The sequence below is a fragment of the Pseudomonas sp. BP6 genome (assembly GCF_017875935.1).
Lineage (GTDB): Bacteria > Pseudomonadota > Gammaproteobacteria > Pseudomonadales > Pseudomonadaceae > Aquipseudomonas > Aquipseudomonas putida_Y.
Map to the genome: position 1 here is coordinate 2314297 of NZ_JAGINI010000001.1, position 18133 is coordinate 2332429.

Annotated in this window: 21 protein-coding genes and 1 pseudogene; 21 read left to right on the top strand and 1 reads right to left on the bottom strand. The window is 63.2% G+C overall.

The window, feature by feature from the left end; translation table 11 throughout:
* Positions 1-81: 81 nt before the first annotated feature.
* From J3A98_RS10560 to J3A98_RS10580, 5 genes are read left to right on the top strand one after another with little or no spacing between them, the layout of a single operon-like run.
* Positions 82-2016 carry an AMP-binding protein gene (locus J3A98_RS10560; protein ID WP_209965952.1) on the top strand — a complete coding sequence of 645 codons (1935 nt, stop codon included), beginning with the start codon at positions 82-84 and terminating at the stop codon, positions 2014-2016.
* Positions 2017-2048: 32 nt separating this feature from the next.
* Complete coding sequence (locus J3A98_RS10565; protein ID WP_209965954.1) at positions 2049-2864, top strand: enoyl-CoA hydratase/isomerase family protein; 816 nt, start codon at positions 2049-2051, stop codon at positions 2862-2864.
* A gap of 13 nt (positions 2865-2877) precedes the next feature.
* Positions 2878-3723 (top strand): IclR family transcriptional regulator, encoded by an 846-nt coding sequence (locus J3A98_RS10570; RefSeq protein WP_209965957.1) that lies wholly within the window; start codon positions 2878-2880, stop codon positions 3721-3723.
* Between the two features lie 12 nt (positions 3724-3735).
* Entirely contained in the window at positions 3736-4524 is a 789-nt protein-coding gene (locus J3A98_RS10575) for an IclR family transcriptional regulator (RefSeq protein ID WP_209965958.1), read from the top strand.
* A 36-nt stretch (positions 4525-4560) separates the two neighbouring features.
* The gene (locus J3A98_RS10580; RefSeq protein ID WP_209965960.1) at positions 4561-5745 is read left to right on the top strand and encodes a CoA transferase; all 1185 of its coding nucleotides are present in this window, start codon (positions 4561-4563) and stop codon (positions 5743-5745) included.
* Between the two features lie 39 nt (positions 5746-5784).
* On the opposite strand, the gene J3A98_RS10585 is transcribed toward J3A98_RS10580, so the two are convergent.
* On the bottom strand, positions 5785-6588 hold the full coding sequence (locus J3A98_RS10585) for a helix-turn-helix domain-containing protein (RefSeq protein ID WP_209965962.1): 804 nt from the start codon (positions 6586-6588) through the stop codon (positions 5785-5787).
* A 328-nt stretch (positions 6589-6916) separates the two neighbouring features.
* On the opposite strand from J3A98_RS10585, the gene J3A98_RS10590 reads away from it, so the two are divergent.
* The 16 genes and pseudogenes from J3A98_RS10590 (at position 6917) to J3A98_RS10670 (ending at position 18132) form a co-directional block, all read left to right on the top strand.
* Positions 6917-7144 (top strand): hypothetical protein, encoded by a 228-nt coding sequence (locus tag J3A98_RS10590; RefSeq protein WP_209965965.1) that lies wholly within the window; start codon positions 6917-6919, stop codon positions 7142-7144.
* Entirely contained in the window at positions 7141-7383 is a 243-nt protein-coding gene (locus J3A98_RS10595; protein ID WP_209965967.1) for a hypothetical protein, read from the top strand. Before J3A98_RS10590 ends, J3A98_RS10595 begins: the two co-directional genes overlap by 4 nt.
* Positions 7384-7910: 527 nt before the next feature.
* Entirely contained in the window at positions 7911-8033 is a 123-nt protein-coding gene (locus tag J3A98_RS27080) for a hypothetical protein (RefSeq protein WP_277819036.1), read from the top strand.
* Between the two features lie 171 nt (positions 8034-8204).
* Positions 8205-8453 (top strand): aldehyde dehydrogenase family protein, encoded by a 249-nt coding sequence (locus tag J3A98_RS27155; protein ID WP_347275883.1) that lies wholly within the window; start codon positions 8205-8207, stop codon positions 8451-8453.
* 158 nt (positions 8454-8611) lie between these two features.
* Entirely contained in the window at positions 8612-8863 is a 252-nt protein-coding gene (locus tag J3A98_RS10610; RefSeq protein ID WP_209965973.1) for an alcohol dehydrogenase catalytic domain-containing protein, read from the top strand.
* 264 nt (positions 8864-9127) lie between these two features.
* Positions 9128-9292, top strand: coding sequence for a hypothetical protein (locus J3A98_RS26865; RefSeq protein ID WP_241792089.1), 165 nt, complete (start codon positions 9128-9130; stop codon positions 9290-9292).
* A 132-nt stretch (positions 9293-9424) separates the two neighbouring features.
* Positions 9425-9892 (top strand): MmgE/PrpD family protein, encoded by a 468-nt coding sequence (locus tag J3A98_RS10625; RefSeq protein ID WP_209965980.1) that lies wholly within the window; start codon positions 9425-9427, stop codon positions 9890-9892.
* 15 nt (positions 9893-9907) lie between these two features.
* Positions 9908-10135, top strand: a pseudogene (locus tag J3A98_RS10630) (hypothetical protein); the annotation flags it as partial.
* 290 nt (positions 10136-10425) lie between these two features.
* On the top strand, positions 10426-11496 hold the full coding sequence (locus J3A98_RS10635; RefSeq protein WP_209965983.1) for an acyl-CoA dehydrogenase family protein: 1071 nt from the start codon (positions 10426-10428) through the stop codon (positions 11494-11496).
* A gap of 28 nt (positions 11497-11524) precedes the next feature.
* Positions 11525-12664, top strand: a complete 1140-nt coding sequence (locus J3A98_RS10640) for an acyl-CoA dehydrogenase family protein (protein WP_209969823.1) — start codon at positions 11525-11527, stop codon at positions 12662-12664.
* A gap of 21 nt (positions 12665-12685) precedes the next feature.
* Positions 12686-13591, top strand: a complete 906-nt coding sequence (locus tag J3A98_RS10645; protein WP_209965985.1) for an SDR family NAD(P)-dependent oxidoreductase — start codon at positions 12686-12688, stop codon at positions 13589-13591.
* 22 nt (positions 13592-13613) lie between these two features.
* Positions 13614-14780: an acyl-CoA dehydrogenase family protein gene (locus J3A98_RS10650; protein WP_209965987.1), complete on the top strand. Its 1167-nt coding sequence runs from the start codon at positions 13614-13616 to the stop codon at positions 14778-14780.
* Positions 14781-14790: 10 nt separating this feature from the next.
* Positions 14791-15636: a MaoC family dehydratase N-terminal domain-containing protein gene (locus J3A98_RS10655; protein ID WP_209965989.1), complete on the top strand. Its 846-nt coding sequence runs from the start codon at positions 14791-14793 to the stop codon at positions 15634-15636.
* Positions 15630-16457, top strand: a complete 828-nt coding sequence (locus J3A98_RS10660) for a CoA ester lyase (protein WP_245355143.1) — start codon at positions 15630-15632, stop codon at positions 16455-16457. The genes J3A98_RS10655 and J3A98_RS10660 overlap by 7 nt, the downstream gene beginning before the upstream one ends.
* Positions 16454-17203 (top strand): electron transfer flavoprotein subunit beta/FixA family protein, encoded by a 750-nt coding sequence (locus tag J3A98_RS10665; RefSeq protein ID WP_209965991.1) that lies wholly within the window; start codon positions 16454-16456, stop codon positions 17201-17203. The genes J3A98_RS10660 and J3A98_RS10665 overlap by 4 nt, the downstream gene beginning before the upstream one ends.
* Positions 17203-18132, top strand: coding sequence for an FAD-binding protein (locus J3A98_RS10670; protein ID WP_209965993.1), 930 nt, complete (start codon positions 17203-17205; stop codon positions 18130-18132). Before J3A98_RS10665 ends, J3A98_RS10670 begins: the two co-directional genes overlap by 1 nt.
* Position 18133: the final 1 nt, after the last annotated feature.

Sequence of the window (18133 nt, forward strand, 5' to 3'; positions counted from 1 at the left end):
GAATAAACGACCAGATCTGAAAACAAAATCCGAGTGGCACCCTCACCGGGCCACCGAAATCGACTGGAGATGTGACGCAACATGAACGACAGCTCGCCCTCGGTATGGCAACCAAGCGCTGAAGACATCGCCAGCGCCAACGTGACCGAAATGATGCACCGACTCGGTACTCCGGACTACGAGCAATTCCAGGCTCGCGCCCTGGCTGACCCGCTCGCTTACTGGCGGATGGTCTCGAACTACTGTGGTATTGCCTGGGAAAAGCCGTTCGAGGGCTACCTGGACGACAGTCGCGGCAGGGAGTTCCCTAGTTGGTTCCCGGGCGGACGACTGAACTGGGTGCAGTCCATCCTTGCCATGGGCGAGCGTCAAGGTGCCGTGCCTGCAGTGATTGCCGAACGTGAGAATGGCCAAGTGAACCGTGCCACTTACGCAGAGCTCGCAGGGCAGGTCCGCGCCTTCGCCGCAGGCCTGGAGGCCAACGGCCTCAAGCGTGGGGATCGTATTGGTCTGTTGATGTCCAACGGCCTAGAAGCCACTGTCACCCTACTGGCTATCGCCTACATGGGCGCCATTGCCGTGCCCTTGTTCAGTGGCTTTGGTGTCGATGCCATCAAATCACGGCTTTCCGCCTGCTCGGCCAAGGCGCTGATCGCCAGTGCCGGTTTCGATCGGCGCGGCAAGCGGGTGGATACACTGGCGCTGGTGCAAGCTGCTCGCACAGAGCTGCCCATCTTGGAAATCCTGGTGGTCCATGATGTCGATGGCGTAGCGCCGGTGGTCGACGGCAGCCGTGACTGGATGCAGGTTCTGGTGCAGGGGCGAGGGCTGGAAAAAGCGGCTGCGAGCATGTCGCCCAATGATCCGTTCATGATCGTCTACACCTCCGGCACCACCGGCAAGCCCAAAGGCACGGTGCATGTGCACGGCGGCTTTGCTTTGAAGATTGCCCACGACGCTGCGATCCACTTCAACGTCAAACCCGGTGATGTGTTCTGCTGGCCTGCCGACATGGGCTGGATCGCCGGCTCCCTGGTGTTGTGCAGTGCCCTGATGCGTGGCGCGACCCTGGTTTGCTATGACGGTGCGCCGGATTTTCCCGACTGGTCGCGCATGGGCCGGCTGATCGAAACCCATCGGGTGACACATTTCGGCTCGGCACCGACCCTGATCCGTGGCCTGGCGGTCAACGAGGCCGTGGCCTGTGCTGCCGATACTTCTTCGGTACGCCTACTGATCACGGCAGGCGAGGGCATCGACCCCGAGCATTTCTGTTGGTTCCAGGCGCACTTCGGCAGAGGCCGCAGTCCGGTCATCAACTACACCGGCGGTACCGAGGTTTCCGGTGCGCTGCTGTCGAGTGTGGTGATCCGCCCGATCAGCCCCTCAGGCTTCAACACCGCCTCGCCCGGGGTAGATGTCACCGTCGCGGACAGCGCGGGGCAGGCAGTGGCAGGCGAGCCGGGCGAGCTGGTCGTTCGCCGACCGTTCGTGGGCATGACCCAGTCCTTCTGGCAGGACGATGAGCGTTATCTGGACTCGTACTGGCGCACCCTCCCCGGTCTTTGGGTTCATGGCGACCTGGCCATGCTCAAGGACGGTAGCTTCTACATGCTGGGCCGCTCCGACGACACCATCAAGCTGGCCGGCAAGCGTGTCGGGCCAGCGGAAATCGAAGAAGTGCTGCTGGAGCTCGATGAGATCAGCGAAGCTGCTGCGGTCGGCGTAAAGGACGACAGCAAAGGCCAGAAGCTGGTGGTGTTCTTGATTGCACCCGGTGCCTCGGGCGACCAGGCTGCGCTGCGGCAGCGCATTGCTGCCCACGTGCAAGCGCGCATGGGCAAACCCTTTGTGCCTGCGGCGGCCTATTTCGTTAGTCTGCTGCCCAAGACTCGCAGCTCCAAGGTGATGCGAAGGGTCATTCGCAACCTCTGCAACGGCATGCCGCTGGGGGATACCTCGTCGCTGGACAACCCGGCAGCCCTGGATCTAATCCGCCAGGCCATCCAGGCCTAGTCGCCTACAAGCTGATAAAAAGGAACACCACAATGCACAAACAGATCGACTATTGCGACTATCAACGCCTGGCATTCGACCGCCCGGCGCCTCGGGTGCTGCGCATCACGCTCAACCGCCCGGAACGCCTGAATGCTCTGGACGAAGCCGGGCATGCCGAGCTGACCCGGGTATGGCGCGATATCGAGGCTGACGACAGCGTCAATACGGTGATCATCTGCGGCGCCGGCAAGGCGTTCTCTGCCGGCGGGGATTTCCAGATCGTCGAGGGCATGATCGATTCGTTCGAATACCGCTGCCGCGTGTGGCGCGAGTCCAAGGACCTGGTCTACAACATCATCAACTGCAACAAACCTATCGTTTCGGCGATCCATGGCCCGGCTGTGGGTGCCGGACTGGTGGCTGCCTTGCTCGCCGACATCTCCATCGCGGCGAAAGACGCGAAGATCGTAGATGGTCACACCCGTCTGGGCGTGGCCGCTGGCGATCACGCTGCGATTGTCTGGCCACTGCTGTGCGGTATGGCCAAGGCCAAGTATCACTTGCTGCTGTGCGAATCGCTCAATGGCGAGGAGGCCGAGCGTATTGGCCTGGTGTCGCTCTGCGTCGATGGCGAACAGTTGCAGGCCCGCGCCCTGGAGGTGGCCACACGCCTGGCCGAGGGTGCCCAGTCGGCGATCCGCTGGACCAAATACTCGCTCAACAACTGGCTGCGCCAGGCCGGGCCGATCTTCGATGCCTCGCTGGCTCTGGAGATGCTTGGCTTTGGTGGCGAGGAAGTGAAGGAGGGCGTGCGGGCCTATCGGGAGAAGCGTGCGCCGAAATTCCCGGACAACACCGACGTGTAGGGAGGTTGCCGTCATGACCAAGGCCGAACCCATGAGCGGCGGGCTGCACCATGAAGCATTGCTCAGCCTGCGCGAACCCCAGTTGCCGAGGTCGGGCATGGTCATGCCGGTGGTGCGGGCGCTGGAGGTGCTCTCGGCCTTCAGTGCCCATGACGGCTGGTTGGGCAACAAGGACATCGCCGACCGTACCGGGATGCCGGCCTCCACGGTCAGTCGCTTCCTGCGCTCGCTAGTATCGTTGGGTTTTCTCAACTACAACGCCAGCCTGCGTCAGTATCGACTGGCCGCAGCCGTGTTGTCGCTGGGATATGCCGCCACCTCGCACTCCGACGTGCAACGCCTGGTGCGTGAGGACCTGGTGCGTTTCGCCTGTGCCAACAACGTCACGGTATTGCTGGCCATGCGTGACCGCCTGGACCTGATCGCCCTGGAGAGTTGTACCGGCAACGGCAGCTTCCGGCGCAACGGTCTGAACGTCGGCACGCGTATCGCCATCTCCTCGACGCAGATGGGCGTGACTTTGCTGGCCTCTCTGCCGCCGTTGGAACGTGCCTACTTGCTGGAAAATATCGCTCGACGCATGCCCGAAGGCTGGACAGAACCGGAGCCGAACCTCAGCGAGGCAATCCGTCAATTGCGTGCGATGGGTTTTTGCTACTCGCTGAGCAAGTGGGAGCGCGACCTGGGGATCATCTCGGTACCGCTGAGTTTGCCCGGGCGCGGCCTGTTCGTCCTGACTTGCCTGGGGTCGCTGGGGCAGATGACCAAGGCGCGGGTGGCGCGGGAGCTGGGCCCACAACTTTTGGCGCTGGCCAACCAGATCAAACGCTCGCTGGACGACTCCAGCGGTGACCTCTAACGGAGCTCGGCCATGACCAGCGATCACGATAGTGCCGATGCACTGCTTACCGTCAGCCGTGGGCTTCAGGTGTTGCGCGCGTTCCGTGGCGAGCGGGCGCCGCTGTCGAACGCCGAGATCGTCGCACGTACCGGTTTGCCCAAATCGACCGTCTCGCGACTGACCACGACCTTGATGTTCTCCGGCTTCTTGCAGCACGCCAGCGGCGGTCGCCAGTTCGAACTGAGTACAGGGCCGCTTGGGATCGGCCAGGCGTTGCTGGAGTCCAGCCCCCTGGTGCAGCGAGCCCAGCCGTTCATGCAGGCACTGGCGGACCGACTCAACGTCTCGGTAGCCCTGGCCATGCCGGATCAGCTGGAGATGCTCTACGTCACCTATTGCTCGGGCCGCAACATCTCCACCTTGCGTCTGGGTGTGGGCTCGATGCTGCCAATGGCGAGCACGGCGATTGGTCATGGCTACCTGTGGGGCTTGCCGGTAGAGGAGCGTGAAGCCTTGATCGCCCGCATGGCGCAGCGCATGGGAGCAGGCTTTGCCAAGGTCCGTGAGGCCATGGGTACCAGTTTTTCCCACATGGCTGACAGCGGCTGCTGTCTGGTGGTCGGCGGCTACCAGCGCGATACCTATGGGATCGGTTGCCCGATCAGAGTAGGGCGTCAGGGCACGGTCATGGGCCTGAATTGCGGCGCGGCCGTACTCGGGGTGGATTTCGAGAGGGTGCGTAGTACTGTGGGCAAGGCCTTGATGGAGGCTGCCCCGGAGCTCGAACACCTGCTGCAGGATCTGGAAGGCCCATTCTAAAGGCCGGCCATTCAATGAAGCACAAGAGAGACTTCTATGGCGCAAGTGTTAGCTGGAATCAGGGTGCTCGACTTCGGGCGCTATATCGCGGGGCCGTTCTGTGGTGCGCTGCTGGCCGACATGGGCGCGGACGTGATCCGCATCGACCGGGTCGGTGGCAGCGAGGACCGCTTCGTCATGCCGGTCACCGAGCAGGGTGATGGTGCGGTGTTTCTGCAGTCCAACCGCAACAAGCGCTCGCTCACTCTGGAGATCGCCAGCGAGGAGGGCCGCGCGATCGTACGGCGTCTGGTGGCCGAGGCCGATGTGGTGATCGCCAACATGCCGGCGCCGACCCTGGCCAACCTGGGGCTCGACTATGAAACACTCAAGGCGATCAAGCCGGACGTCGTGCTGGTTGCACCCTCGGCGTTCGGCGACAGCCCGCTGCTGCGCGATAAGATTGGCTTTGACGGTGTGGGCCAGGTCATGAGTGGCGGGGTGTACTTGTCGGGTTATCCGGACCAGCCAATCAAGTCGATGTTGCCGGTAGTGGATTACTGCACCGGTATCGCATGCGCTCTGGGAGCGGTGGCCGCGCTCTATGAGCGTGAGCGCAGTGGCCAGGGCCAGCAGGTGGGGGCTTCGCTCTTGCAGACAGCCTTAAACTTCTCGAGTGGCTACCTGATCGAGGAGCGGGTACTGGGCCTGCAACGCCAGGCCACCGGTAACCGCAGCCAGAGCTACGGGCCATCGGACATCTTCCGCACCCGTGGTGGCTGGATCATCGTTCAGGTCATTGGCCCGGCCATGTTCCGCCGCTGGGCGAAGATCGTCGGTCAACCTGAACTGCTCGATGACTCACGCTTTGCCGACGATGAGCTGCGTGGGCAGCATGGAGAGGTGTTGTCCGGGTTGATGAGCGAGTGGTGCGCGGAGCGCTCCCGAGATCAGGCATTGGAGGAACTGAACCAGGCAAAGATTCCTGCGGGGCCTGTGTATTCGCCCGCGGAGGTCAACAGTGACCCAGCTATTGCCGAGAGCGGGGCGTTCGTACGTTTGAGGCACCCGGGGGTTGAGCCTGAAGTGCCTTATGTAGCTGCGCCCGTGAGCCTGTCGCGTACACCGCTGGCGATTCGCAAACATGCGCCGCTCAGTGGCGAGCATACAGAGGAAGTCCTGCGCGAGTTTGGATTCTCGCCGGGGCAGATCGAGGCACTGCGAGCAAAAGGCACGGTCTGAGTTCGGATGAACGGGGCTGCTGCGCAGCCCCAAACGATATCAATCCCTTGCCGCGGCCAGCTGTGTGGCAATGTCGTCAGCCACTTGCCGTAGCGGCGCCAAGATCTGCTTGCGCGCCTCGGAGAGGATCAGCGCTTTCTTGAGCATCATCACATTCAAGGCTGCGAACAGCTCACCTTTGTGCACCACCGGCACGCCCATGGCCCAAACATTACCGGCGAACACCTGTTCGCTGTAGTCATCATTCATCACCGCGAACCCGTCTTTACGCGTGCGTTCGAGCAGCGCATTCAGCCGCTCGGGTTCACGGGCCAACTGGTTCCAAGGTTCATCCACTGCCGCCAGTTGCCTGATGATCCGCTGGCATTCATCCGTTGGGCAGAACGCCAGGTAGGCGATGCCGATCGAGGTGGCCAGCATTGGTGAGCGGAACCCTGGGCGGCGATTGAACGACAAGGGGCCGCCGCTCTCCCGCGAGGTCTGCAGCACCACCATGGCGTCGACATCGAACACGGCGATGTCCGAAGGCCAGCCAATGCTATTGCGAAAGCGCGCCAAGCTCGGCTCGGCGACGCCTGCGATCCAGCGTGATTTCTCGTAGCCCTGGCTCAACAGCAAGGTACGGGCGGTGACCGAGTACTGTGCCCGCTCCGTTTCCTTGGCCACGTAGCCTTCGTGATGCAAGGTCTCGAGCATGCGCACGATTGTGGCCTTGTCCAGGCCGGTCTTACGGTGGATCGAGGCCACCGTCGCCTGACGCTCCTCACTGACCACCCGTAGCACCTTCAGAGCACGGGCAACGGCTTCCACGGGTTTGAACGAGGGCTTGGTGGGCGTCTTCACAGGCATTCCAGATCAGGGCTAGGGCGTGCCGCGATCTTAGCAAGCAGTGGCGCGTAGCAGGAACTTGGAGCGCTTTTGCGTGAGCTGTTCTCACTGTACGGAACCGTGCGCGTGGCGCGCTTGTCTTGCCCGGACATCTGCCGTTGATTGGCAATGCTTTCGACAAAGTGCTGGCAATGGCTGGCCATCTGTCCCTTCGAGTACGTCGCTTCACAACAACAATAAAAAGTGGAGATGTTCCTATGCTCAGTCGCCCGAACGTGCGGGGGTAACCCTGCACGCACTTCGCCAACTACTCGTTACGCTGTTGGTACCGCTATGCCTGCTCTTGCCGACCTCCAAAGCGCTTGCTCTGGGTGCCGATATCGGCGATTTCGCCGCGCCCATGCCGGGGTATGACCTGACGGCGTTGTACATGATCAATTCGAAGAATTCCGACATGTACAAGAACAACCAGATCATCGACAACCATGCCAAGCTCGATGTCACCACCACCATCCTACGCTATGCCCACCCGATCGAGGTGGCGATTGGTTCATCATCAACCGGTCCTTGATCCTGATCCACCAGAACATGTCACGGGATAACGTCGCGGGCCTGGACCACATTTCCGGGATGGGCGACCCCTTCATCGGCATCCCGTTCTGGCTGCATGTCGACCGTGAAAGACGCGAGTACCTGACCGTCGGCGCTTGGCTGTACCTGCCGCTGGGCGAATATGACCACGAGGACTTTCTTATCCAGGAGAGAACCGTTGGAAAGTGGTCCTGCAGTTGGGCTACCAACGAGGCCTGAGGCAGCACTTCGACCTGGACGTGCTGCTCGAAGCGGACTTCTACCGCAAGAACGACGAGTACGGCCCGGACAAGCTCACTCGACGTCAACACCCTTGGTACGAGGCCAAGGGTAGGGCGACCTACCTGTTCAACAACCGTGGCGGTTCTCAGTTGGGCGTGGGGACCAAGGTGGCGAGACCGAGATCGAAGGCCAGTTGCAGGGCGACCAGGTCAAGCTCCGCAGCTTCTATGTTCAGGGCTGCACCATGCTGAGCCCTGTCGATCAGGTCATGGTCGGCCTGTTCCGCGACCTCGACGTGGAGAACGGCTTCAAGATGAGCCAACAGCTGCGCCTGCGCTACCTGCATGTGTTCTGACCGGCGAACAGCGTCGCCGAAAGTATTCCGAAGTACAGGACAGGCAACCTTGGTTGCTTGCCCGCAACGCCCGTCAGGGCTGCAATGACCTCCCGCGCGCTGAACCTGCCGCATGCATATGCCGACCGGCCCGAAATGATGTTCGACAAGACAAACAAGAGAACATGTCATGAGAAAGTCTGTACTGCTCGACGGCATGACCCACACCGAAGGCGCACGCCGGTATCACGGACGTTTCTGGTTCAGTGACCTGTACTCCTTCGCCAGGAAGCCGACCTGCCAGCGGGCTTAATCAATATGCTTCCGGGCTTTGGCCATATCGCGGGTGCCGCGCTGTCGCTGCACCAGAACGTGGACAAGATCACCTTCACCGGCTCCACAGCAGTGGGCAAGCAGATCGTCCAGGCATCTACCTCCAACCTCAAGAAGGCACCCTGGAGCTTGGCGGCAAGGCGCCTACGTGGTGTTCGCCGACCCCGACCTCGAAAAGGCGGTGCAAGGGGCAGTCAAGACCTGCTGTGGCAACTCCGGCCAGGTGTGCTCCGCCGGCACGCGACTGTTCGTCCAGCGCGCGGTGTATGACGAAGTGCAGGAGCGCGTGGCAGGTCTGGCCGCAACCTTCAAGGTCGGTGACCCCCTGGCTGCCGACACCAAACTTGGCCCACGTATGGATCAACACCTATGGCGAGGCCGATCCGGCAATGCCGTTTAGCGGATACAAACAGTCCGGCTGGGGCCGCGAGTTCGGCCAGAAATAGATCGACGCCTATACCCAAGTCAAGGCTGTAATGCTGCGTATGTAAGCCCCCGTAACGGCGGCCCGGGTATTCTGAACAGAACAAAATACAAGAGCGTTTACCGGAGCACACTATGCGTGGCGTTGTATTCAGAGGCGAACGCAAGCTGGACATCCTCGACTTCGCTGACCCCACCCTAGGGCCAGGCGAGGCCGTGATCCGCCTGCGTGCATCGGGCATGTGCGGCAGTGATTTGCATTTCTATCGACATGACTCGCTGCAGATCATCCGCTCGGTGGGTTCAAGGATCTGGCCTCGCGTGGCATCGACGAAACCCAGCCAATCATCGGTGGGCATGAGCCCTGTGGCGAGATCGTTGCCGTAGGCGAGGGGGCGACCCGACGCGTTTCAAGATTGGCGATCGGGTGATGGTGTTCCATTACGAAGGTCGCAAGTGCTGTGACTCCTGCCGCACCAGCTGGAGCCAGCGCTGTGACCACGGCGCCACGGTGCATGGGGTCATCGCCCACGGCAGTCATGCCGCTTACATGAAAACCCCGGCGTCCTGCCTGGTACACCTGCGCGAGGAAATCTCATTCGCCGGTGGTGCGCCATCGCTTGTGGCACCGGCACGGCCTATGGCGCGCTGTTGCGCCTGGACATCAGCGCCCGCGACACCCTGGCGGTGTTCGGCCTTGGACCGGTGGGGTTGTCGGCTGTACAGCTGGCGGCGGCCATGGGTATCGAAGTGATTGGCGTGGATATCAGCGCCGAGCGCATTGCCCGGCCAAGGCCTTTGGCGCGGCGCACGTGATTGACGGCAGCCAGGTGGACGCGGTGGAGGAGATCCTGCGCATCCCCCGCGGCAAGGGCGTGAGCTGCTCCATGGATTGCGCAGGCGGCGAAGCGCCGCGCCAGCAGGCCGTGCGTTGTACCGCTACCTGGCATGGCTGCGGCGGGAATCACCGGGCCGCGGGCCTTCCTGTCCGGCAACAAAGGCTTCTTGCGCACCTTCGTGCAGCGTGGACCGGGCGAAAGCGCCGAGGCGCGCTTCGGCTTGGACCAGCCATTTGAAATCGGCAATGTCTGGCTCAAGGCTTACTGCGCCTGTTATTGCACACACGCCTACATTGATCCCTTGACGCCCTATGCAGGGCAACTGGAGCGTATCCGCGAGGTGCATGCGCGTATTCATCCGGCGTTCAACACGGTGGTGGGTAATGCCAATGCCTACTCACCGGCCAACATCGAGCAGGTGCAGTTCAGCCTGCCAGTGCTGATCGTCTTCGCCCTCCCGGGCAAAGGCAACGGCTTTGCCGTGCACCGTGACTATCTAGCTAGCAAGGTCGATATGGCCCCCGTGCTGGAGGTGGCTCGAGGCATTCGCATCAGCGAGTCGCCGGAGATCGAGTAGCGCTACCCCGGCAAGTTCGTGGCCGACCTGACCATGACGCTGAGTGATGGCACACATCTGTTCGTCGAACAGCCTATCGGTTCGTTGGAGAACCCTATGTCCGAGGCGCAGCAAGATGCCAAGTTCATGGAACTGACAGCCGAGGTGCTTGGCGAGCAACGCGCTCGGGCCTTGCTGGCAACCTTGCGCGAGCTGCCGCTGAAAGCCCCGGTGACGGACTTGACCGCTCTGTTCGCAGCCTGACGGGGGTTACTGCACGAGTGGCCTCTTTGCGATGCAAGGCCGCTCCTGCACAGGGGCGTAGCATCTTTCAACGCCTTGCCCAGAGCAAAGCGTTGTCGTTTCTGGCCGCTAGACGGTCGGCTAGTTCCATTGCTCGGAACAAAGCCTAACTGCCCTTCCGAAAACCCCTGTCAACGGGCTGTAGGCTCTTGAAACGGTATTTCATATGGCGAAATATCTTCTCAAGGCTGTGACGACTTCGCTGCCGACGACACGTTGCCAGGTGACTGCCAGGCAATCAGGAGACCGAGATGCATTCGTCTGAAGAACGTTTGGAAAACATCCGCATGATCCGCGACAGCGCGGTCGCGTTCGCCCCGGCCAGCGAGCTGGCCCGGGTGCGCGGTGTGCGCTACCAAGTGCCGGGGTTCGACGGCGCGGTATGGCGCGAGATGGCCGACAACGGCTGGCTAGGCTTGTCGTTGCCCGAAGCTCAGGGCGGCATTGGCCTGGGCATGGCCGAGTACTGCGCCTTGCTGGAAGTGTTCGGCGCCGCCTTGCTGCCCGAGCCCTTCGTACCGGCGGTGCTGGCGGCGCGCCTGCTCGATGGTGAACAACTGACTGCACAACTGAGCGGTGAGCGCCTGCTGCTGCCAGCCTTGCAAGAGCAGATCGACAGCCTCGAAGCCGCTGAAGGCGGCACCCGACTGCACAACGGCAAGGTCAGGGGGCGCAAGCTGTGCATCCCCATGGCCGCTAGCGCCGACGGCTTTTTGGTCAGCACCCCCGATGGCCTGGCCCTGGTGGACGCCAAGGCCCCGGGCGTGAAGTTGGAAATCGTCACCACTCAGGACGGCGGCCACTTCGGCCACCTGCAGCTGGATAGCGCCCCGGCCGAAACCTTGCCACTGCAGGCCCAGGCCCTGGCCGACGCCCTTGACGAAGCCGCCCTGGGCACCGCCGCCTACCTGCTGGGCGCCGCCGAGCAGGCCTTCGCCCTGACCCTGGAGTACCTGCGCACCCGCAAGCAGTTCGGCCAGACCATCGGCAATTTCCAGGCCCTGCAGCACCGCGCCGTGGACTTGAAGCTGCAACTGGCCTTGTGGCGCGCCAGCCTGGACGCGGCGGCGGCTACCTGTGACGCAGGCGCCCCGGCCACCCAGCGCCGCGCGGCCGTTTCCCGGGCCAAGGCCCGCGCCGCCGATGCCGCCTTGCTGGTGACCCGCCAGGCCGTGCAGTTGCACGGCGCCATTGGCTACACCGACGAGTGCGACGTGGGCCTGTACCTGCGCAAAGCCATGACCCTGGCCAACCTGTACGGCTCATCCGACCAGCACCGTCGTCGTTACGACGCCTGCATGCCACGCCTGGCCAGCGCCTGAGGACCCGACCATGAGCGACACACCACAACTGCCCGATTTCAACGCCCTGAGCGACGATGCCTTCCGCCAAGCCGTACGCGAATTCCTGCATGCGCACTTTCCCGAAGCGCTGCGCGACTTACCCAAACGCCTGCATTGGGAAGAGGTCAAGGACTGGTACATGACCCTCTCCGAGCACGGCTGGCTTTGCCCGGGCTGGCCCCGTGAGTTCGGTGGCATGGGCCTGTCGGCGGCCAAGCAGCTGATCTATACCGAGGAATTCGAGAACCACGGCGTGGCCCGTACCCCGGACCACGGCATCATGTTGCTCGGCCCGCTGCTGATCCGCTACGGCTCACCCGAGCAACAGCAGTACTTCCTGCCGCGCATCCTTTCCGGCGAGCACATCTGGTGCCAGGGCTACAGCGAGCCCAACGCTGGCTCCGACCTGGCCAGCCTGCGCACAGAAGCGGTGCTCGACGATGACGAATGGGTAGTCAACGGCCAGAAAATCTGGACCACCCTGGCCACCGACGCCGACTGGATCTTCCTGCTGGTGCGCACCGACAAGACGGCGAAGAAGCAGGAGGGCATCAGCTTCCTGCTGGTGCCGATGGACAGCCCCGGCGTGACCGTGCGGCCGGTCCTCAACCTGGACCTGCACGACGAGCTCTGCGAGGTGTTCTTCGACGATGTGCGCGTGCCCAAGGCCAACCTGGTTGGCGAAATGAATGCTGGCTGGACCATGGCTAAGGCGCTGCTGGGCTTCGAGCGCATCTTCCTCGGCTCGCCCAAGCAGTCGGCCAATGCCCTGACCCGCCTGGAAGTGCTCGGCGAGCACTTGGGCCTTCACGACGAGCCGGGTTTCCGCGACCGCCTGACCCGCCTGCGCCTGGACCTGGACGACCACAAGCTGCTGTTCGAGACCTTCGCCGAGCGCCTGCGCCGGGGCGAGAACCTGGGCGCCGACGTGTCGCTGCTCAAGGTGCACCAGACCGAGCTATTCCAGCGCATCACCGACTACATGCTGGAGATCGCCGGGGAATACGCCGCCTATCTGGAGCCGATCGAGGGCAACGGCAACCTGAACCCCACCGGCCTGTTCCTCCAGGCGCGCCCCGCGACCATCTACGGCGGCAGCTCGGAGATCCAGCGCAACATCCTGGCCAAAGCGATGCTCGGCCTGTAACCGATCGACGGAGAGAACGACATGCTCGACAACAAAGTAGTGGTGGTCACCGGTGCCGGTGGCGGCATCGGCCGGGCCATCGCCGTGGAAATGGCACGTGCCGGCGCCTCGGTGGTGATCAATGACGTGGGCGTGTCCCTGGGCGGCGAGGGCGGCTCGTCCACCCCGGCCCAGGAGACGTTGAAACTGATCGAAGGCTTCGGTGGTCGCGCGGTGATCAACACCGACAGCGTGGCCGACTGGAATGGCGCGCAGAACATCATCACCTGCGCCATGGACAGCTTTGGCCGTATCGATGGCGTTGTGAACAACGCCGGCATCATCCGCGACGTGATCTTCCACAAGATGAGTGTGGAGGATTGGCAGTCAGTGATCCAGGTGCACCTGAACGGCAGCTTCTTCGTCAGCCGTGCCGCCGCCGAGCGTTTTCGCGCACAGAGCAGCGGGGCCTTCGTGCACATGGTCAGCACTTCGGCGCTGATCGGCAACGTCGGCCAGGCCAACTACTCGGCGGCCAAGCTGGGGATGGTGGCACTGAGCAAATCCATCGCGCTGGACATGCAGCGCTTCAACGTGCGCTCCAATTGCCTGGCGCCGTTCGCCTGGAGCCGGATGACCAGCGCGATCCCCGACAGCACCCCGGAAGAAAAGGCCCGGGTCGAGCGCCTGAAGCAGATGACCCCGGAGAAGAACGCCCCGCTGGCGGTGTACCTGCTGTCGGACCAGGCCAAGGAAGTGAACGGCCAGGTGTTCACCGTGCGCCGCAACGAAATCTTCCTGATGAGCCAGAACCGCCCGGTGCGCTCGGTGCAGCAGGGCGAGGGCTGGACCGCCCAGGCCATCGCCGAGCACGGCATGCCGGCGCTGTCGGGCTCTTTCACACCGCTGCAGGTCAGCGCCGACGTGTTCTGCTGGGACCCGGTTTAACGAATTCATGAGGTCGAGTTTTATGAATGCCACACACGCCCAAGAGCGCTACCAGGACATCCGAGAGGGCGTCCGTGCCCTGTGCGGGGAGTTCCCCGCCGAATACTGGCGCAAGATCGACGAGCAGAAAGGGTTCCCGGAAGCCTTCGTCACGGCCATGACCGAGGCAGGCTGGCTGTCGGCGATGATCCCGGAAGAGTACGGCGGCTCGGGCCTGGGCCTCGCCGAGGCGTCGGTGATCCTGGAGGAAGTCAATCACTGCGGCGGCAACTCCGGCACCATCCATGGGCAGATGTACAACATGTTCACCCTGCTGCGTAACGGCAGCGAGGAGCAGAAGCGCTATTACCTGCCAAAGCTGGCCAGCGGTGAGCTGCGCTTGCAGTCGATGGGCGTGACCGAGCCGACCACCGGCACCGACACCACCAAGATCAAGACCACCGCCGTGCGCCAGGGCGACAAGTACGTCATCAATGGGCAGAAGGTGTGGATCTCCCGGGTGCAGCACTCGGACCTGATGATCCTGCTGGCCCGCACCACGCCGTTGGCGGAGGTGAAGAAGAAGGTCGATGGCATGTCGATCTTCCTGGTCGACCTGCGCGAGGCCATCGGCAATGGCCTGACGGTCCAGCCGATCGCCAACTTGGTGAACCACGAGACCAACGAGCTGTTCTTCGACAACCTGGAGATCCCCGCCAGCAGCCTGATCGGTGAGGAGGGCAAGGGCTTCCGCTACATTCTCGATGGACTCAATGCGGAGCGCACGCTGATCGCCGCCGAATGCATCGGCGATGGTCGCTGGTTCGTCGAAAAGGCCAGTGCCTATGCCCGCGATCGTGTCGTCTTTGGCCGCCCGATTGGGCAGAACCAAGGTGTGCAATTCCCCATCGCCGAAGCCCATATCGAGATCGAGGCCGCCGACCTGATGCGCTGGCGCGCCTGCGAGGAGTACGACAGTGGCCGCAATGCCGGCGCGGCGGCCAACATGGCCAAGTACCTGGCGGCCAAGGCCAGCTGGGAGGCGGCCAACGCCTGCCTGCAGACCCACGGTGGCTTCGGCTTCGCCAACGAGTACGACGTGGAGCGCAAGTTCCGCGAGACCCGCCTGTACCAGGTGGCGCCGATCTCCACCAACCTGATTCTCAGCTACGTCGCCGAGCATTTGCTGGGCATGCCCCGTTCCTACTGAGGCAATGGTCATGAGCGATAACGATCTGGGCCAATTGCAAGAGTGGCTGGGCCGCCAGGAGCGCTGCGAGGCGATGATCACGCCGCAGATGCTCGAGGCCTATCGGGCTACCCTGGCGCCACATCTGTGGGAGGCTGAAGGGTTCGCGCCGCCTGGCCTGCATTGGTGCCTGGCACCGAGCCCGGCCGCCGCCAGCATGGATGAGCTGGGCGAGGACGGCCACCCTCGACGCGGCGGCTTCCTGCCGCCGGTGCTGTTGCCGAGGCGCATGTGGGCGGGCGGTGAGGTACAGACCTTCGCACCGCTGCCCATCGGCAAACCGATCCAGCGGCTGTCGACCATCCGCGACATTCGCTTCAAGGAGGGGCGCAGCGGCAAGCTGTGCTTCGTGACCGTCGAGCACGAGTTGTCCTGTGACGGCACGCTGGCCGTCCGTGAGCGCCAGGAAATTGTCTACCGTGCGCCGGCCGCGGCAGGTACTGCGCCTGCGGGTGGGCCGCAGCGTGTGGGTGAGCTTGAGCATTGGGTCGAGACCCCACCGACCTTGCTGATGCGCTATTCGGCGCTGACCTTCAACGCCCATCGCATACATTACGACCTGCCCTACGCCACGGAAGTGGAGGGTTACCAAGGGTTGGTGGTGCACGGGCCGTTGCAGGCCAGCCTGTTGTTCAACCTGGCGGCCCGGCACGCGGGGCACGTGCCCGCACGTTTCGCCTATCGCGGCCAGGTGCCATTGATTGCCGGGCGCGTGTTTCGCGCGGCGGTGTCCTGGCAAACCCAAGGCGACACGCTGCAGGCCTGGACCCAGGATGCCGATGGCAACCTGAACATGGAGGCCAGCGCATCATGTTGAGTGACTTCCAGGCGCCCCTGGCGCCGTTGTTCGTGCCGGGCGACCGCCCTGAGCGTTTTGCCAAGGCCGCCGCCAGCGGCACCGATGCGGTGATCCTTGACTTGGAGGATGCTGTGGCGGCGGGCAACCGTGCTGCTGCCCGGGACGCCGTGGCCAACCATGGCATCGACGTTGTGCCGGTGATCATCCGCATCAACTCGACCACCAGCGCTGATTTTCAGGCCGACCTGACTGCGCTGCGCGAGGCGCGTTTCGATGCCTTGATGCTGGCCAAAGCCGAGACGGCCGCGGACATCCGTCTGGTGCATGCCTTGCTGGCTCGGCAAGTGCCCGTGATCGCCTTGGTGGAGACCGCCGCCGCCTTTGAAGATTTGGCCTGGCTGCTGCGTGAGCCCGGCGTGGTGCAGGCCGCGTTCGGCTCGCTGGACCTGGCCCTGGACCTGGGCTGCCAGCCGAGCTGGGAGGCGCTGACGTATTTTCGCAGTGCGCTGGTGTTGCAGTCGCGACTGGCTGGCCTCTCGGCCCCGCTCGATGGCGTCACGCCAAGTTTTGACGACCCCACCCTGGTGCACCACGACGCCCTGAGGGCCAGCAACCTGGGCTTCGGCGGCAAGCTGGCGATCCACCCAAAACAGGTGGCGCCGATCACCGAAGCGCTGTTACCCGATGCCCAATCGGTGAACTGGGCCCGTCGGGTCCTGGAGGCCGTGCATAACGGCGGCGCCGTGCAAGTTGACGGAGCGATGGTCGATCGCCCGTTGATCGAGCGGGCCCGCCGCATTCTTTCCCGTTCCAGCTCTGTTGGAGAATCCCAAGCATGAAAGTCCTCGTAGCAGTCAAGCGCGTGGTCGATTTCAACGTGAAGGTCCGCGTCAAGGCGGACCAGTCCGGCGTTGAGCTGACCAGCGTGAAAATGGCCCTGAACCCCTTCTGCGAGATCGCCGTGGAAGAAGCCGTCCGGCTCAAGGAGCAAGGCATCGCCACTGAAGTGGTGGTGGTGAGTGTCGGCTCGAACGCTGCCCAGGAGCAACTGCGCACGGCCTTGGCCCTGGGGGCCGATCGCGCCATCCTGGTCGAAACCGACGTCGAGCTGGGCTCGTTGGCCATTGCCAAGGCGCTCAAGGCCATCGTCGACAAGGAACAACCACAGCTGGTGATCCTTGGCAAGCAAGCCATCGACAGTGACAACAACCAGACTGGCCAGATGCTGGCTGCGCTGACCGGCTATGCCCAGGGCACCTTCGCTTCCAAGGTTGAAGTGGCGGGCGACAAGCTGAATGTCACCCGCGAAATCGATGGTGGCCTGCAGACCGTTTCGCTGAACCTGCCGGCGATCGTCACCACCGACCTGCGCCTGAACGAGCCGCGCTATGCGTCGCTGCCGAACATCATGAAGGCGAAGAAGAAGCCGCTGGAGACCTTGGCACCAGAGGCGCTGGGCGTGTCCACCACCTCTACCACCAAGACCCTGAAAGTCGAAGCTCCGGCTGCTCGCAGCGCGGGCATCAAGGTCAAGACGGTGGCTGAACTGGTCGAAAAACTGAAGAACGAAGCGAAGGTGATCTGATGGCTATCCTGGTTGTTGCTGAACACTCCAATGGCGCCCTGGCCGCCGCCACCCTCAACACCATCACCGCCGCGGCACAGATTGGTGGCGACATCACCGTGCTGGTCGCTGGTGCGAACGTTGGCGCTGTTGCCGAAGCTGCGGCGCAGGTCGTGGGCGTGACCAAGGTCCTGCTTGCCGACAATGCGGCCTATGCCCACCAACTGCCGGAAAACATCGCCCCGCTGGTGGTATCCCTGGCCAGCGAGTACAGCCATGTGCTGGCCCCGGCCACCACCAACGGCAAGAACTACCTGCCACGGGTGGCGGCGCAGCTGGATGTGGACCAGATCTCCGAGATCATCGAGGTGGTCAACGCGGACACTTTCAAACGCCCGATCTACGCCGGTAACGCCATCGCCACTGTGCAATCCAGTGCCCCGGTGAAGGTGTTGACCGTGCGTGCCACCGGTTTCGATGCTGCCAACGCCGAAGGTGGTAAGGCCAGCGTCGAGGTGATGAGCAGTGCGTTCGATGCGCAGGTATCCGCTTTCGTCGGTGAAGCCCTGGCCAAATCAGACCGTCCGGAGTTGACGGCCGCCAAGATCGTGGTGTCCGGCGGGCGTGGCATGCAGAACGGCGACAACTTCAGCTTGCTGTATAGCCTCGCCGACAAGCTCGGTGCCGCTGTCGGTGCTTCGCGCGCTGCGGTTGACGCAGGCTTCGTGCCTAACGACATGCAGGTCGGCCAGACCGGCAAGATCGTCGCCCCGCAGCTGTACATCGCCGTCGGTATCTCCGGCGCGATCCAGCACCTGGCGGGCATGAAGGACTCCAAGGTGATCGTGGCGATCAACAAGGACGAAGAAGCGCCGATCTTCCAAGTCGCCGACTACGGCTTGGTGGGCGACCTGTTCGAGTTGGTCCCGCAACTGCAAGACGCGCTCTGAG